At 47.0% G+C, this 16,366-nt stretch carries 22 protein-coding genes and 1 tRNA gene; all 23 read right to left on the bottom strand.

All coding sequences use genetic code 11. The annotated features are described in order from the left end of the window. Positions 1 to 229: 229 nt before the first annotated feature. Positions 230 to 607, bottom strand: coding sequence for a chorismate mutase (aroH, locus tag HPY31_RS02010; protein WP_172137972.1), 378 nt, complete (start codon positions 605 to 607; stop codon positions 230 to 232). A gap of 2 nt (positions 608 to 609) precedes the next feature. After that, positions 610 to 1,710 (bottom strand): 3-dehydroquinate synthase, encoded by a 1,101-nt coding sequence (gene aroB, locus HPY31_RS02005; protein WP_172137970.1) that lies wholly within the window; start codon positions 1,708 to 1,710, stop codon positions 610 to 612. Beyond that, entirely contained in the window at positions 1,710 to 2,873 is a 1,164-nt protein-coding gene (gene aroC / locus HPY31_RS02000) for a chorismate synthase (protein ID WP_172137968.1), read from the bottom strand. Before aroC ends, aroB begins: the two co-directional genes overlap by 1 nt. A gap of 340 nt (positions 2,874 to 3,213) precedes the next feature. Next, positions 3,214 to 3,372, bottom strand: a complete 159-nt coding sequence (locus HPY31_RS01995; protein WP_007716564.1) for a hypothetical protein — start codon at positions 3,370 to 3,372, stop codon at positions 3,214 to 3,216. Positions 3,373 to 3,448: 76 nt separating this feature from the next. Further along, a complete protein-coding gene (locus HPY31_RS01990) occupies positions 3,449 to 4,222 on the bottom strand; it encodes a CheR family methyltransferase (RefSeq protein WP_012686153.1) in 774 nt (257 codons plus the stop codon). Between the two features lie 127 nt (positions 4,223 to 4,349). After that, positions 4,350 to 4,793 (bottom strand): nucleoside-diphosphate kinase, encoded by a 444-nt coding sequence (gene ndk / locus HPY31_RS01985; protein WP_007716560.1) that lies wholly within the window; start codon positions 4,791 to 4,793, stop codon positions 4,350 to 4,352. A gap of 104 nt (positions 4,794 to 4,897) precedes the next feature. Beyond that, positions 4,898 to 5,863 carry a polyprenyl synthetase family protein gene (locus HPY31_RS01980; RefSeq protein ID WP_012686152.1) on the bottom strand — a complete coding sequence of 322 codons (966 nt, stop codon included), beginning with the start codon at positions 5,861 to 5,863 and terminating at the stop codon, positions 4,898 to 4,900. Positions 5,864 to 5,872: 9 nt separating this feature from the next. Further along, positions 5,873 to 6,736, bottom strand: coding sequence for a menaquinone biosynthesis protein (locus tag HPY31_RS01975; protein ID WP_016740023.1), 864 nt, complete (start codon positions 6,734 to 6,736; stop codon positions 5,873 to 5,875). Between the two features lie 4 nt (positions 6,737 to 6,740). After that, on the bottom strand, positions 6,741 to 7,337 hold the full coding sequence (locus HPY31_RS01970; RefSeq protein ID WP_012686150.1) for a UbiX family flavin prenyltransferase: 597 nt from the start codon (positions 7,335 to 7,337) through the stop codon (positions 6,741 to 6,743). Beyond that, entirely contained in the window at positions 7,334 to 8,203 is an 870-nt protein-coding gene (locus tag HPY31_RS01965) for a UbiA-like polyprenyltransferase (protein ID WP_172137959.1), read from the bottom strand. The genes HPY31_RS01970 and HPY31_RS01965 overlap by 4 nt, the downstream gene beginning before the upstream one ends. Positions 8,204 to 8,250: 47 nt before the next feature. Beyond that, positions 8,251 to 8,970, bottom strand: a complete 720-nt coding sequence (locus HPY31_RS01960) for a demethylmenaquinone methyltransferase (RefSeq protein ID WP_041749390.1) — start codon at positions 8,968 to 8,970, stop codon at positions 8,251 to 8,253. Between the two features lie 4 nt (positions 8,971 to 8,974). Beyond that, positions 8,975 to 9,811, bottom strand: a complete 837-nt coding sequence (locus tag HPY31_RS01955; RefSeq protein WP_172137957.1) for a heptaprenyl diphosphate synthase component 1 — start codon at positions 9,809 to 9,811, stop codon at positions 8,975 to 8,977. A 125-nt stretch (positions 9,812 to 9,936) separates the two neighbouring features. Further along, positions 9,937 to 10,452, bottom strand: a complete 516-nt coding sequence (locus tag HPY31_RS01950) for a hypothetical protein (RefSeq protein ID WP_016740019.1) — start codon at positions 10,450 to 10,452, stop codon at positions 9,937 to 9,939. A 76-nt stretch (positions 10,453 to 10,528) separates the two neighbouring features. Continuing rightward, on the bottom strand, positions 10,529 to 10,759 hold the full coding sequence (gene mtrB / locus HPY31_RS01945) for a trp RNA-binding attenuation protein MtrB (protein ID WP_012686146.1): 231 nt from the start codon (positions 10,757 to 10,759) through the stop codon (positions 10,529 to 10,531). A gap of 37 nt (positions 10,760 to 10,796) precedes the next feature. Continuing rightward, entirely contained in the window at positions 10,797 to 11,507 is a 711-nt protein-coding gene (locus HPY31_RS01940) for a lytic transglycosylase domain-containing protein (RefSeq protein ID WP_142496171.1), read from the bottom strand. A gap of 112 nt (positions 11,508 to 11,619) precedes the next feature. Continuing rightward, positions 11,620 to 11,696 (bottom strand) — tRNA-Pro (locus tag HPY31_RS01935). 69 nt (positions 11,697 to 11,765) lie between these two features. Next, positions 11,766 to 12,329, bottom strand: coding sequence for a GTP cyclohydrolase I FolE (gene folE / locus HPY31_RS01930; protein WP_012686144.1), 564 nt, complete (start codon positions 12,327 to 12,329; stop codon positions 11,766 to 11,768). Between the two features lie 235 nt (positions 12,330 to 12,564). Continuing rightward, positions 12,565 to 12,837: an HU family DNA-binding protein gene (locus tag HPY31_RS01925; RefSeq protein ID WP_005831316.1), complete on the bottom strand. Its 273-nt coding sequence runs from the start codon at positions 12,835 to 12,837 to the stop codon at positions 12,565 to 12,567. Positions 12,838 to 13,074: 237 nt separating this feature from the next. Then, a complete protein-coding gene (spoIVA, locus tag HPY31_RS01920; RefSeq protein ID WP_026133991.1) occupies positions 13,075 to 14,553 on the bottom strand; it encodes a stage IV sporulation protein A in 1,479 nt (492 codons plus the stop codon). A 181-nt stretch (positions 14,554 to 14,734) separates the two neighbouring features. Continuing rightward, a complete protein-coding gene (locus tag HPY31_RS01915) occupies positions 14,735 to 15,463 on the bottom strand; it encodes a hypothetical protein (protein ID WP_016740017.1) in 729 nt (242 codons plus the stop codon). 16 nt (positions 15,464 to 15,479) lie between these two features. Then, entirely contained in the window at positions 15,480 to 15,827 is a 348-nt protein-coding gene (locus tag HPY31_RS01910; RefSeq protein WP_012686141.1) for a 2Fe-2S iron-sulfur cluster-binding protein, read from the bottom strand. 16 nt (positions 15,828 to 15,843) lie between these two features. Beyond that, positions 15,844 to 16,140: a 2Fe-2S iron-sulfur cluster-binding protein gene (locus HPY31_RS01905; RefSeq protein ID WP_172137955.1), complete on the bottom strand. Its 297-nt coding sequence runs from the start codon at positions 16,138 to 16,140 to the stop codon at positions 15,844 to 15,846. A gap of 12 nt (positions 16,141 to 16,152) precedes the next feature. Continuing rightward, positions 16,153 to 16,341, bottom strand: coding sequence for a DUF2768 family protein (locus tag HPY31_RS01900; RefSeq protein WP_012686139.1), 189 nt, complete (start codon positions 16,339 to 16,341; stop codon positions 16,153 to 16,155). Positions 16,342 to 16,366: the final 25 nt, after the last annotated feature.

Here is a 16,366-nt window from a genome sequence, read left to right as displayed (position 1 = left end):
ACACCCGCTTCTAGAGCGAGAGGTAGGGGGAGAAAATTTTGTATACAAAAAAATCCAGACAAAGAGACCTGGATTGGGTGTCACTATGTACCCAGCCTTCTCTTCTCTCCTCAACCTAACTCATCTCAACTCTGCTCAACTCATTCTCTGCTCTCAGCCGGCTTTTGCTTATTACCGGAAAAACGAGGCGCTCTCGTTTCACTTATGGTAAAAGAGAGCGCTCTGATTGTCAACCGCGATTTGTCAAATCCGGGCGTAGCTTGACTGCATCACGCAAAAAGACGTGATGAATGTCTTTTGCTGTCTTGTCCGTATTCACATGCATCATGACTCGAATACAAAGCGGCAAGCCACCTGGCACCGGGATTTCTCTTGCACACATGAGTGGGACGTATTGCCAAGCTTCTCCTTCAAGCAGGCGGGCCGCTTGAGCGGGGAAGGTCGCACAGAGGTCCTCTGTCGTCGTAATAATAATGCTGCCAATGTCTTCGGGGTTTACTCCGTTGCGGCTTACCATTTCCTCCAGCAACCATTTGGTAGAGGAGACAATCTCTTCGCGTGTATCGGCTTCCACCGTGATCGCGCCTCTGATTCCTCTCATTCCCATCCTTATCCCTCCACTTCTTCTCTCATAACTCCCAGTATGAGTTCTTCTTCTATATTTTTGACGACGTCAACCTGCCCGATTGCCCTAGGCAACACCAAGGCCAGCTTTCCGCCTACTGTCTTTTTGTCTCGTTTCATGGCTTCCAGCACAGCTTCTGGCGAGAGATTGCCCGGCCACGCCGTTGGCAGGTGGAACAATTCCAGCATCCGTTTTGTGCGATGGTATACACCTGTCTCGGCAAAACCAATCCGTTCGGCTACCTTTGCAGCCAAACACATCCCAATGGAGATAGCCTCCCCATGATTCAGGCTGGAGTAAGCAGACAGTGCTTCAAACGCATGTCCAAACGTATGACCCAAATTAAGCAATGCACGCTGCCCTTGCTCTGTCTCGTCTTGAGAAACAATCGCCGCTTTGACAGCGCAACCTTTTTCAATGGCTTTCCCTAATAATTCTGAATCGAGCTGCCATAGCTTATCAGCGTTGTCTTCCAGCCAATCGACAAAGGCAGCGTCGGCAATTAGTCCATGCTTCACAACTTCTGCAAAGCCTGCTGCGACTTCCCGCTTCGGCAAGCTATGCAAGGCTTTCGTGTCATAAATAACAACTTTTGGCTGATGGAAAGCCCCGATGAGATTTTTTCCGAGTGGATGATTGATCGCTACTTTTCCGCCAACCGAGCTATCATGTGCAAGCAAGGTAGTCGGCATTTGAACGAAATCAATGCCGCGCATGTACGTAGCAGCCACAAATCCAGCCAAGTCACCGACGACTCCACCACCGAGAGCCAATACAGCAGACTTCCTGTCCAGTCCTGCATCAATTGCCTCTGTCATCAAACGCTCGTAGACAGTCAGGCTCTTCGATTGTTCTCCAGCAGCAATGACAGCTGAGTGGGCCTGATACCCATGCTGCTGCAAGACACCCAGCAAAGGCTCTAAATAATGAACGGCTACATTCTCATCTGTGACAATCATCAGCTTACTAGTAGAAACAATCCCTGCCTCTACTAGCAACGCTGCTGCCTGATCCAAAAGACCCTCGCCAATCACTATTTCGTAGGAGCGCTCGCCCAGCTCAACAGTCAGCTTCTCCACGCTCATTAGAATTTCTCCGTGTACGCACGGTATTGACGTACGTTTTCTTCCATGTCGTCGAGAGAGTCAGAAGGGAATTTTTCGCACATGGCACTCGCGATTTCCCATGCTACCACTGCCTCCGCAACCACACTTGCCGCTGGAACAGCACAGCTGTCAGAACGCTCAATGCTCGCTGAGAATGGCTCTCTCGAATCAATATCCACACTCATCAGTGGCTTGTACAAGGTAGGGATCGGCTTCATGACACCGCGAACAACTACAGGCATTCCTGTCGTCATTCCGCCTTCGAGTCCTCCTGCACGATTCGTTTTACGGCTGTAGCCAGTTTCTTCGTTCCAAACAATCTCGTCATGAACTTGCGAGCCTTTCAGACCGGCTGCCTCGAATCCGATTCCGATTTCGACACCTTTGAAAGCCTGAATGCTCATTATCGCTTGTGCAAGACGCCCATCCAGCTTGCGGTCCCATTGCACATGGCTACCCAAGCCAATCGGCACGCCTTCAACGATCACTTCTACGGTACCACCGAGGGAATCCCCGTCTTCTTTTGCTTTGTCAATCGCTGCCATCATCAACGGCTCTGCTTCTTTATCCAAGCAGCGCACTGGCGATTCTTCGGTGCGAGCAATCAGCTCATCCAGACTTACTTCTTGTCGCTGCGCCACGATCTCATTAATCTGGAGTACCTGTCCGCCAATGCGGATACCAAATTGAGCCAGCAATTGGCGAGCGACTGCACCAACAGCTACGCGGACAGTAGTCTCACGAGCGCTGGAACGTTCCAGAATATTGCGCATATCGCGTTGATGATACTTAATCGCCCCGTTTAAATCAGCATGTCCAGGACGTGGACGGGATACACGACGCTTTTCTTCAGAGCCTTCCTCTACAGGCTCAGCACTCATGATGCCTTGCCAATGCGTCCAATCCTTATTTTCAACGACCAGTGTGATAGGAGCTCCGGTTGTATATCCATGACGGACACCAGAAAGAATTTTCACCTGATCCTTTTCAATCTGCATTCTTCTGCCGCGGCCATGGCCTTTCTGACGACGTGCCAACTGCTCATTAATTTCCTCAATGGAAATCGGCAGGTTGCTAGGTACGCCCTCAATGATAGCTGTTAATTGCGGCCCGTGGGATTCCCCTGCTGTCAAGTAACGCATCTCTATCCTTCCTCCATCCTCCTGGCAGCCTGTATCCCCTAAAGGCACTCTTTTCGGGGTGCTGTCCTTTATCACTTTTAAGCGCTATAATATCATACCTAGTACGCCGTGGAAATACAAAAGTGACAAACGTTTACGAAAAACCTTTTGGTCTTACAGGAAAACGCCCCTCCGAATAAGGAGAAGCGCTCTCTTTACGCTATCGCGAATGAACGAAGCGTTTATATTTTCCTACACGTTAAGGAAACCTCTATCGTTGATAGCTCATGGAGGAGCGACCGCGTTTTAGCGGAAAGTTTCCATGCGTTCCGGAAAATATAAGTGAAGCGTTTATATTTTCCTACACGTTGAAAAAAGGATTGGGGCTCAGCGGTTTGCGAGTGTGATCCACGCGTATCAAATCATCTAGCTGTGTCCTCTCCGCCCCTAATATCTGACCACACTCTTGCAACGTGATCAGTCCTCGACGGTATGCCTCGATGACCTTGTGTTTGTCCATCTGCTGCCTCCTCTTGCAAAGTAGGTATTCCTAGTCTAGGGAAAAAACAGCAGAGATATACCAAGGCCAACCTGAATCAACCCATTTTTCGATAGAAGAACGTATCCTCTGTCTCCAGTTGGTATTGTTGCGGCTGAAAAATTTGTTCTGTGCTACCTACAAAGAGTACCCCACCAGGTTTTAGGGCCCGGCTAAACTTATGATACAGCTCATGCTTTGCTTCTTCGGTAAAGTAAATCATCACGTTCCGGCAAATAATTAAATCAAATTGAGAATCAAATGAGTCCGCCAATAAATTATGTTTTTTGAACGTCACTTTTCTCTTCACTTCGTCCGTGATGCGATAGCTGAGTGTATCTTTTTCAAAATACTTTGTTACGAGGTCTTTCGGACAATCTTGCAGGGAACGGTCCGTGTATACCCCTTGCTTCGCTTTTGCCAGGGCTCCCTCGTCAATATCGGAAGCGAGCACAGTCGCATCCAACTTCTGACGTAACAAAATGAGTGAAAGTGTGTACGGCTCCTCCCCTGTCGAGCATGCCGCACTCCAGCATTTCACCCGCGGGGATTGCTTTGCCAAGCGTGGCAAAATTTTATTCTCGAGAACTTCCCACCTGCCTGGATTACGGAAAAATTCCGATACGTTGATGGTCATCCGATCAAGGAACTCGTAGAAAAGCTCCTTGTCTTTCGCGATGGCATCGAAATACTGGGCAAATGTGGTGTACCCCCGCTTTTGTCTCAACGAGGTTAGACGGCGCTTCATCTGTGCTTCCTTGTAGAGGGCAAGATCAATTCCAGTCATTTTTTTCACACTAGCTATAAATTGGAGAAAGTCCTTATCTTCCATGCTGAATCGTACCCCCTTTGCAAACTCCCTATTTTCATTCGCTATATTTCGTCATAATCCTATCTGTTTTGACAAAGATTTTGACAAAAAAAAGAAAACCCCAATAATGGGGCTTTCTCGAACAGTCTTAGATCCAGCGTTGGATGGTTTTCTCGAAGGAGAGAACTTCTTCAGCGGAGAACCACAGGCCGATTTCACGCTCAGCGCTCTCAGGAGAGTCAGAACCGTGGATGATGTTCATGCCAACGGAAGTAGCGAAATCGCCACGGATCGTACCGGAAGCAGCATCAACTGGGTTTGTTTTGCCCATCATAGCGCGAGCAGTTGTGATTACGTTGTTACCTTGCCATACCATTGCGAATACTGGACCGGAAGTGATGAAGTCAACCAGTTCACCGAAGAAAGGACGCTCTTTGTGCTCTGCATAATGCTCTTCAGCCAATTCGCGGCTTACTGTCATCAGCTTAGCACCTACGAGTTGGTAGCCTTTTTTCTCAAAACGGGATACGATTTCCCCGATCAGGTTGCGTTGTACGCCATCTGGTTTTACCATAAGGAATGTTTTTTCCATTGTAAGTAAGCCTCCATTAGAGCTATGTATTGGTGCATAAGACACCATTGAAAATTTTATCAAAACTAGCGTGGTCAAGCAACAGGAAGACGGTCAAAATATCATTAAAATTTGCGATCGATGATATAATTGGCGATACCTGTCAAAGATGTTTTAGCTTGGTTATTCGGCAAATCGGCGAGAATGGCATGTGCACGGGCGATATAGCGTTCGGCGAGGCGCTGCGAAAAGGCAATCCCCTCATCTTCTCGCACCATACGAACAGCTTCATCCGTATGATCCCAAAACGTATTTTTCGCGATCCATTCCTGGAATTGCGCACGTGCTTTTCCATGATGAGCCGAATAAAGCGCAGGCAACGTAATGTTTCCATGCACCAAGTCGCTTCCAGCCGGCTTCCCTAATTGCTTCTCCGTCCCTGTAAAGTCCAGAATGTCGTCGGTAATTTGAAAAGCCATCCCCACATTGTAGCCATACCAGTACATTTTGCGGATCATATCAGCTGACGCGCCGCTTGCCACTGCTCCTAATTGACAGCTAATCGCAATTAAAAGCGCCGTTTTTCGTTTAATTCTACGCAAATAGGTACGGAAGTTTTGGTCCCAGTTATTCAAATCCTTTACTTGCTGGATCTCTCCCTTACAAACCTCTACGATTGCATTCGAAAGAATTTGGTGCAATTGCGGGATCGGGAGCTGGGAGGCAATGGCCAATGCCCGTGCAAAAATATAGTCGCCGGCGTACATGGCTACTTTGTTATCCCACTTCATTCGAACCGTATCTTTCCCGCGGCGCTTATCCGCATCATCAATTACATCATCATGCACTAGGGAAGCCATGTGGATCAGTTCGAGAGGAACGGCTACATGCTTTAATTTTTTGACGTCGTAATTGCCCCACTTACCGCCAAGCAAAACAAAAACGGGTCGAATCCGCTTTCCTCCTGCCTTGAGCAAGTGAGTCGAGGATAGATACAGCTCTCGAACCGGCGTATCAATTGCTTTCTCCAGTTCATCTTCTATGTATTGGACATCTTTTTTCATCTTGAAGTAAATATCGACTAGATTCATCCGTTCCACCTATCTCGTCAACGTAGTATTGGTCTGTCGGCCGCCAGCTTGCCACAGATCGACGGTTGCAGGTGCCGATAGAAGTCCCAGCTCCGCTGCGCATCGGTAATAGTACTCCAGTCCAATCCGCTGAACGTCACCGAAATCGTGCTGTAATCCTTGGAAATAGTGGATCCATTGCTCTTTTTCTCCACCGAAATGCGTGTGAACGTAGTCAATCAATGGGGCTGTATTTGCCCTTGTTTTCCTTTTGCTCTCTAAAAAAGAGGCATGGACGTCCGCGATCAAGTCATGATGTTCAGCAATAACTGCTCGACGAAGAGCCCAAATGGCAAAGGTCATAGAATAGCCCGTAAATTGATGCCACAGCTCTCCTAAGTCGTAAACATGAAGATCTTTTGCCGTTCGCTCAGCGGAAATGGCGTCATCCCCGATCAAGAGCGCTGCATCAGCATCCTCCAGCATTTCATGCAAAATAGGTTCCTGTGTAACGTAGGAAATCTCATATTCGTAAAACTTATGGAGAATGATCTTTAAGAGATTCACTGTGGTAGCCGATGTGTTGGTCAAGGCTATTTTGGCACCGTTTACCTGTTCAATCGGCTTTTTGCTGAACAAGAAAAGGGAGCCTACTCTCCCTTTGGCACTGACAGACAGATCTGCCAATGCCACGTATTCGGAGGCATGCTCTGCATAGCTAAACGAAGAAATCGGTCCCAAATCAATCTCGCCTTTTGCCATTGCCATGTTTAACTGGGCAGGAACTTGGCGGATGAATTCGATTCGGTCTTCGAATTTAGCCTGATCAAAATAGAAGTAAACCGGCAATACATTGGTATACAAAATTTGTCCAACACGCAAAGACTTTTGCACGCGTTTATTCCCCCCAACGCCGGAATAGCGAATGTGGTACATCAATTGCATCCAAAGTTTTCCCTACCACAAAATTGATCAGATCATCCATGGTTTGCGGTTTCTGATAGTAGCCTGGCATGGCAGGCAGAATCTTGACTCCCAGACGGCTTAATTTGAGCATGTTCTCGAGCTGAATCGCATTGAGCGGCGTCTCTCTCGGAACAATGACCAATCGCCGACCTTCCTTGATCATGACATCAGCAACGCGCTCCAGCAAATTGCCGGATGCGCCATGTGCGATGCCAGAAACAGTCCCCATCGAGCACGGTACTACGATCATACCGTCACAGCGATAGGAACCACTGGCTGCGGGACAATTAAAATCTCGCAGTCCCCAATAATGTAGCTCACCCGAAAAGTCTTGTTGCAGCTTCTCCTGCAAAAGAGCTTCTCTGTCATCCGTGTGCCAATCCAGTTCATCACGAAATACTTGCCAGCCTGCTTCTGTAATCATCAAATGAACGATATGTCCAGCACGCAAAAGCTCCTGGACGACTCGAACACCATAGATAGCACCACTTGCACCTGTTATCCCGACAGCCCACTTTTGGTTGTTCATGCAATCACCAAATCGATCATCGTAAAGGTAAACATCACGACACTCAAGATGCCGTTCATATTAAAGAATGCCATATCCAGCTTGGACAGGTCGGTTGGCTTCACCAGCGTGTGTTCATAGATCAAAATCGCACCAGAAATGAGCACACCTACCAGGAACCAAATCGACAAGTCTGCAACTACATACAACGACATCAGACCAACGAAAGTAAGAACGTGGCATATGCGGGCGATCAGAAGTGCATTGGCAATTCCGAAGCGGCTCGGCATGGAAAAAAGTCCTTCTTTCCGGTCAAAATCAGCGTCCTGACATGCATAAATGATATCAAATCCTGCTGTCCAGAACATAACGGATGCAAACAATAGAAGGCCGATGCCATCTACTTGACCCGTTGTTGCTACCCAGCCCCCTAGCGGACCAAAGCCGATGGCAACCCCGAGAACAAAGTGGCAAAGCCAAGTAAAGCGTTTGGTATAAGAATAAAGCACCAGAACGAACACAGCGAGCGGCAACAATTTCACAGCCAAATCATTTAACTGGAATGCAGCAATGAACAACACCGCAAAGGACACCACGATAAACAAAATGACTTCCAAAATCGAAATGAGGCCAGCAGGAATCGCTCGTGTGACGGTCCGAGGATTTTTCGCATCAATTACCCGGTCGATGACACGATTTAATGACATCGCAGCACTGCGAGCGCCCACCATCGCTACCGTCACCCAAAAAATTTCCGACCAAGTAGGCCATGCATGCTCTACCACAATGCTTCCCAAAACAGCTCCCATAAAAGCAAAAGGCAGGGCAAAAAGGGAGTGCTCGAATTTAATCATTTCCAAGATGATTTTTAATTTACGTAGACCCATCTATGACACTTCCTATCTAGTGAAGAAATACCGGTTTACTCCTCATATTATGGCTTTGTGCCAATATGCAAGGCTGATACGCCGCCCATAAACAATTTGACCTGAACCGGGTCCAAGCCTGCTTTCTGAAACATGCTTGCCAGCTCGCGACTGTCCGGGAAATTGGTCAGGGATTGTGGCAGCCATGCATACTCTTCGTATTTGTTGACTGTCAGCTTCGCGATCAATGGCAAGATTTTGTAGAAATATAAGTAAAATAGCTTCCGGTACGGAATGAATGGTGGCTTGGACACTTCCAGAGAAACGACTTTGCCGCCTGGCTTCACTACACGCGCCATTTCATTCAAAACCTGCTGGACATCCGGCACATTGCGCAGGGCAAATCCGATTGTCACGAAGTCGAATGTATCATCCTCGTAAGGCAGATTCATTGCATCTGCGTTCACTAGCTTTACATTGTTGCCAACACCTGCGTTCGCCACTTTATATGCTCCTACATCCAGCATATTCTGGCTAAAATCAAGGCCAACAACACTGCCTTCTTTTCCAACAGCCTTAGCCAATGCAATCGTCCAGTCTGCTGTACCACAAGCAACATCCAAAGCCGTATGCCCTGACTGGATATTCATCTGCTTCATCGTGTAATTACGCCAAGCAATATGACTGCCAAAGCTGATTACATGATTCATTTTGTCGTAATCGTTTGCAATGCTCTCGAAAACGGAGTGAACGTACTCTGCTTTCTCATTCATCTGTGTCTGGTTCACTTGGCTACATCTCCTCAATTACCTTCTTCAAGCGACTGATCCGATGGGAGTACCGTGCCGTAATGGATGCAAGCATGTTCCGCGTCTCTGCAGGATGCAACGTACGCACCATTTGCTCACATAAACCGATTAATTCGAGGGCTTTCCCCTCAACGCCTGACAAAACTTGCGCGAGTGTAGCCCCGGGTTTTTGCAGCAAAAAACGGGCAAAACCAAAAGGGACTTGTTCTTGCCATTTGAGCTGCTCCCACTCACCGATCACACTCTCTACCTTGGCTGTTTGCTTCATCAGATCACTCCAGAAACGACGACGATCAGCTGAATCGGCATACTCCTCTACAACAGCCACGTATAAGCCTGTATCAATCGTATTTCGCAGTTCCCAGTACTCTTCATCTGATAAAGTCTTGCTATCCCGCCCAGCGATGTAGAGTCTCATTTTCGCTTCGTTCACTCGCTGAATAGCTGCCGACAACACTTGAATGGCTTGGATTTCACCCGTAGAAGCCAGAAGGTGGTAATAACGACTGCTGTAATAATCACCTGCAAGTACAGTCAGCTGTCGGTTTCGCTCCGCGCTCTGTGAGGAGTCGTACTCATTTTTCACGAGCTCATGGGTGTCCAATCCCAATTGGACTAGCCCAGTTGCTGTACATAAAACCGAAGCCTTTTCCTTCGGCATGCCTTGTTCCAGCAAAAAAAGGTACAACAGCTCTAGACGATTTTCCGCCATGGAAGGAACGTCAACATAATGTTCTACATAGGAATGGGTGATTCTCTTGTAGATTTGTTCGATAATGGACCGAACCTCTTCTACATTCGGGGAAAGTTCTTTGCTCATGCGTCCTCCTCCACAAGCTGCACAACCTAAAGATGTCTGCCTGTTCCGTACTGTTCCTTACTCTTCGGTCTTCCTCTGCCGTCCGGTCAAAAGGCCGTCTCTACTATCATACCATACTTCTTCCATCAGGGACTAATTCGCTCATAAAAATACGGCTCGATTCGAATAGGAAATGTACTGCTTACAAAGGTCTGGATATCTGAAGGATCGGTCAAAGGTTTGTCTTGTCCTGCAAGATTTCCAGTTGTCGATTGTATGGCAATCAATAATCTCGATTCTTTTGGTGGATCCGTCTCCTCCAACAAGCGATAGTACACGGGCCCGACATTGTCTGCATAGGTATACAAGTCGTATGTCAAACGGTAAAAATCTTGATAGACGGTGTTTAACTCTACTTTTTCGTCAGGTTTCACCACAAAATCGACATAGATCGATGGGTTTTCCCATTTTATACGCTTAATATTATAATGTGTCGACATCCTTGTAAACAAATCAAGGGCATTTTGCTCGCTTAAGTGAATGGCACGTGCTGACTGAAATGTCGGTATATCCGCTTGCATCCACTGATTTGTGGGAACGAGCGACAGCATCAGAGCCAAGAAAGTGGAAACAGCAATCGCCATCAACAATTGGCGCGGCATAGACATCCCTCCTCTCCTCCATTGTACAAACAAAAAAAGCAGGCTATGCCTGCTTCTTAGCAAAACGACTTGTTCTTTATTCGGTCGTATCCACGACGCCATGCTGCGAGTAAATGACTGCTTTTCCTCGCACTTTAATTGCAGAGGTGTGCTCCGTAAATTGAAAAATCATGACTTCGCCTTTATCGAGCTTCTCTGTATGATGAAAACGCGTATCAGTGCCTCTTGTTAATCCAATCACATGAACGCCATTTTCCTTCGCTTTGACTACGAAATAATCCTGATTAAATCCCGATGATTGTGCCAATGTGTTTCCTCCTGACCAATACGGTATGCGCGTACGTCTAGTATGATGCCCCTTCTGACTCCAGACGGCTCATGATCTTGTCTACATAGCGCTGTGTCTCTTGCGGCAATTGGTCAAACTTCGCTTCTAGCTCGTCATCACTGCTGATTCCCAGACGACTCATCCGACCTGGGCCAGCGTTGTAAGCAGCAAGTGCTACTTTCACATCTCCATCATAACGATCCAAAAGCGATTTTAAATATTTTGTTCCACCTTCAAGGTTTTCATCAGGGTCGTATACATTGCGGACTTGCATGGCTTTTGCCGTATTGTCCATCAGCTGCATCAAGCCCTTTGCCCCTGCGTGAGATTCTACATTCGGATTGAAATTGGATTCAGCCCTGACGACCTCTCTCACCAGATCAACGTTCACTCCGATCGCTTTCGCTGTCTGATCAATCTTGTCTAAGATTTCCGGAGTAGGAACAGATGGCCCTTTGGCAAAAGACAAGGACTGCTCATTTTGAATTTGTGTAGGAATCTTCCAGCTTCTGGATCCATCTAGCTTGGCCAAAATCTCCTGCGAACTGATTACCCGCTGGCCGGTTGTTGCTAACTGGGACTGTAAGATGTCCGAGAAGAGCCCCTCGTCTCCATACGAAAGCGAAGAGGCATCATAGTTTTGCGGTAATGTTTGCAAATATGGTTGAAGTGATACAGGCACCTTCATAGCATTGAACAACCCTTCCCTAGCTTGTCTACCTATCATTATAAAAAAGAAAGATCAGGAAGCCAATAGCAAATTGGTACTACTTGGGAGAGTAGCAATTTCACACAAAAAAAGAAGCCTCTGTTCAAGGCTTCTGATTGTTATATGCAGATGGTCGGAATGCAGGGATTCGAACCCTGGACCTCACCCACCCCAAGGGTGCGCGCTACCGGGCTGCGCCACATCCCGACTGTACATCCGTACTATACAATATTTTACCTATAAAGTCAATATAATTTCCTTATTTTTGCATTCTGATTAGCGCATCAAACTAATGACTTCTGCACGCGCAGCCGCATCTTTCTCAAACATACCGCGAACAGCAGAGGTGATCGTTTTTGAGCCTGGCTTTTTCACGCCACGCATTGTCATGCACATATGCTCTGCCTCTACTACCACAACTACGCCGTGCGGATCCAGCTTGCGCATAATCGAATCAGCCACTGTCGCTGTAATTCTTTCCTGCAACTGCGGACGTTTCGCCACGGTATCGACGGCACGCGCGAGCTTGCTCAGTCCTACTACTCGGCCTCCACGTGGTACGTAAGCGACATGCGCTTTTCCGAAGAAGGGAACCAAGTGATGCTCACACATAGAGTAAAACGGAATGTCCTTTACTAACACCATTTCCTCATGATCTTCGCTAAAGACAGTCTCGAAATACTGCTCTTCGTCTATATGCATGCCCTCAAATACTTCGGCGTACATTTTCGCAACTCGCTTAGGGGTATCCAGCACTCCCTCACGATCAGGATCATCCCCCACTGCCTCTAGGATCATGCGAACAGCTTGCTGTATTTTATCTAAGTCGACGTTCATCATTGTACCTCCTACGTAACGGCATACGCCTTGTTTCTCATCACTAAGGTCTGCCTGCTCCAAATCAGTGCCAGACTTAGTGCCTGCTCGCGATCAAAGCCAATCTTACCATATCGTTTAAAAAAAGACAAAAAGATATCCCAGAATTCTCATAGGCAAACTGTATGTAGATAGAAAAAAATCCACATTTTTCAATGTGGATTTTTTTATGTAAGTGCTTCGTTCTCAAAAGAAACAACTACTTGATGGAGTCTTTGAGTTGTTTACCTGGTTTAAACGCAGGTACTTTGCTGGAAGCGATTTCGATCTCTTCACCAGTTTGTGGGTTACGACCTTTACGAGCCGCACGTTCACGAACTTCGAAGTTACCAAAGCCGATCAGTTGGACTTTATCACCAGTTTTCAATGCATCTGCAATTGCGTCAAGAACTGCATCAACTGCTTTTGTTGCATCTTTCTTGGTGAGTTCTGTGGTTTCAGCCACTTTTGCAATCAGTTCTGTTTTGTTCATTATATTCACCTCCCCTCAAAGAACACCAAGTCCTAGCTATTATTTTTCTTAACCGAAACGAAGCGTTTTATACACGAATGGTTGTTTTTACCGATCTGACAAGCTTATAGTAATACACCGATTTCTTAAATTCAAGCCCCTCCTGTCGAAATTGAACGAAATACAAGAAAAAAAGGCATCTCGTCATGTCAGATGCCTTCCCTCTATTTGTTGTTTATAGGACTTTGGAACTATTTATTAGAGTATGATCGCTATCAGGCCACCCGATCCCTCGTTGATGATTCGACCCAATGTCTCCTGTAATTTGTATCTGGCGTTGTCTGGCATCATGGTAATTTTCGCCTGAATACCCTCTCTTACGATGGAATGGAGAGAGCGTCCAAAAATATCGGAGTTCCAGATGGAAAGCGGGTCTTTGTCAAAGTCTTGCATCAGATAGCGGACAAGCTCTTCACTCTGCTTCTCTGTACCGATAATTGGAGCAAATTCAGACTCGACATCCACCCGAATCATGTGAATAGATGGCGCTGTTGCTTTAAGTCTGACACCAAAGCGCGGTCCCTGGCGGATTAGTTCAGGTTCGTCCAAGGTCATTTCATGCAACGACGGGGCTGCTATACCGTAGCCCGTACTTCGGACCATGTGCAATGCTTCTGCTACCTGATCAAACTCGCGCTTGGCATGTGCGAACTCCTGCATAATTTTCAGCAAATGATCTTTGCCATTTATCTCTACTCCGACAATTTCCATCAAGATGCGGTCATACAGTTCATCTGGCGCGTAGAGGTCAATCTCTGCGATCCCTTGCCCCATGTGCATTCCAGCAAGAGAGGCTCTCTCTACGAAGTCATAGTCATTGAAGAAGCCGACGACACGGTCCACATCGCGTAACCGGCGGATGTCCTGCACGGTCTCACGTACAGCTTCCTCGTAGTTCTGACGCAGCCAGTGCCCGTTTTCCAGTACCATTACCCAGCTCGGCAGATTGACATTTACTTCATGAACTGGGAATTCGAACAAGACTTCTCTCATGAGGAGCAAGATTTCCTGCTCGGTCATATGATCAACCGACAAGGCAACGACTGGTACATCGTATTTTTCTTGGAGTTGTACCCGAAGGTTTTGTGCTTCATCAGAGCGCGGACGCGTCGAGTTCACAACGATCACAAACGGTTTTCCGACTTCCTTCAGCTCGTTTACAACCCGCTCCTCTGCATCGATGTATCCTACACGCGGTATTTCCGCGATGCTGCCATCCGTTGTCACTACAATCCCGATGGTCGAGTGTTCCTGGATAACCTTGCGTGTTCCGACCTCGGCCGCTTCCTCAAATGGTACAGGCTCTTCATACCAAGGTGTATTTACCATTCTTGGGCCATTATCGTCTTCAAAGCCCTTTGCCCCTTCTACCGTATAGCCAACGCAGTCAACGAGGCGGACATTGATGCTGAGTCCTTCTGTCACATGTACGTTAACGGCCTGATTCGGAACAAATTTGGGTTCTGTTGTCATGATTGTTCGTCCTGAAGCGCTCTGCGGCAACTCATCTGTCGCTCGTATCCGCTCCGCTTCAGAGTTGATATTCGGGATGACAACTTGCTCCATAAACCGCTTGATAAAGGTCGACTTTCCCGTACGAACAGGGCCTACCACTCCGAGGTAGATGTCTCCGCCCGTCCGCTCGGCAATGTCTTTAAAGATGTCGACTCGTTCCACCATCGATGACCTCCTTCTATTTGTCTATTTTTACACTATGACCGATTTTCCGAATTATCCCTGACCGCCAGTATTTTCGTAGGGAATCTCGTACTAGTTTTGTGGACAGTACAAATATATGTATTTTTGCGTTAACTAGAACAAAAAAAAACGACCCTGATGCGAGTCGTTTTTCAGGAAGTTAATTTAATTTGAGAAGCTTCGGATCACCATCGACCATTTCATATGGAAATGATTTCGCGGGTACGAACATGGAATTGCGCGCCAGAACGTACCTCGGGTCTGTTTTTTCCGGCACGGTTACTTTTGTATCCCGAAGCAATTGCGCGATATCCGCAGCGTAATCAATTCCAACTTGTCCTTCAGCGTTCATGATCAGTGGCAATAAGTAAGTCCCCATTGTTGACGGTACTTGCCACGCTTTTAAACCTAGCCGGTCATGATCAATGGAATAGTATCCATTCCCCAAGTCAGCGAGTATAGGCAGCTTTTCGAAATGATTCTTGTAACGGTCTACTTCGCTTTGTACATCCCCCACTGTGCTAACAGCGGTCAAATGAATGAGCTTCACTGTGGGTTTTGTTTCCACATCAATCAGTACATACTTGTATACGCCGCCTTTTTCAAATGCATTCCCTGGTACATCTGGCATGTATTTCGGAATCATCTTGCGGAAATCAATCTCGTATTTTTCAAAAATAGGAGTATCAAGGGATTTCGTTTCGATTGGCAACACTGCTGTATCTTTCTGGAATTGCTCAACCGCTTTTTGCGTTGCATCTACAAAAAAGGTACTAGGAATTTGATTCTCTGCTCTGCGCTCATCCGGATACAAGCATCCAGATAAAAGGGTAGTCAGAATCGTCAAACTGATCACAAGCTTGAACGATTTTCGCCACGATTGCCACATCTTATGTATACACCTCTTACATTCCATCTTCATTTTCTTTGCGTTGTCGCTCGAGTGCAGCTGCTACCACTGATTTCAGCTTGCTTTCTGGAATTCTGACCGTACAATCCTTTTCTGTCGTTTTTGCCTGACAGGCCAAACGAATCCCATTCGCCAGATCCTTCTCAGGCAGCTTTCGCTTTTCCAATGCCGTTGGCGGGCACAGCAGGCCATTCTCAACGACCACGCGGCACATCAGACAAGATGCGTGTCCTCCGCATCTCTGCGGGATGACGACGCGAGCTGACGAAGCTACACCAACCAAGGTTTGCCCTGTCCGCGCCTTCACACTCTTCTTGCTCGGGAGAAAGGTTACTTTCCCCATTCCGTCACTTCCTTTACTAGTACGGCCGATGAGCTACCTTGACTGTTCCTGATGAAACAACCTTCGTCTGGCAGCCTAATCTGTAGCCGTCTGCTCGTTCAGCCTTTCGCAATCGCAGTTTTTCTTCTGGTGTCACTTCGTTTAAGTACTCTGCCCCTTCCAAAACATGTGTACGGCATTGTGCACATACCCCTCTTTGGCATGCATGGCCCCACACAATGTTGTTCTTTTTCGCAAGATCAACAATGGATTGATTCAACTCGATTGAGACTTCGTGACTGCCTGCACGAGTAAGTAGTGTGATTGTTGACATCGTTTATCCTCCCTAGACAAAAATCACAATCAAAATCATGACAAGCACGACGAGTAATAGTAAGAATGCGATTGTCTTTACAAGGAACCGCAAGAACCCATTGGTTATTTTCCTGGCAAAGATCATAAGTAAATTGCAGACGAACATGAGCCCAATGGCGATTAAGGAAATGTTCATCTTTGTCATAGGATCAATATACATCGGGACTGCAGCATCCTTTGCATTT

This window comes from Brevibacillus sp. HB1.3 (genome assembly GCF_013186635.1).
Classification (GTDB): Bacteria; Bacillota; Bacilli; order Brevibacillales; family Brevibacillaceae; genus Brevibacillus; species Brevibacillus brevis_D.
Note: the sequence above shows the minus strand (reverse complement) of the source record. Positions and strands in the feature narration are given on the sequence as shown.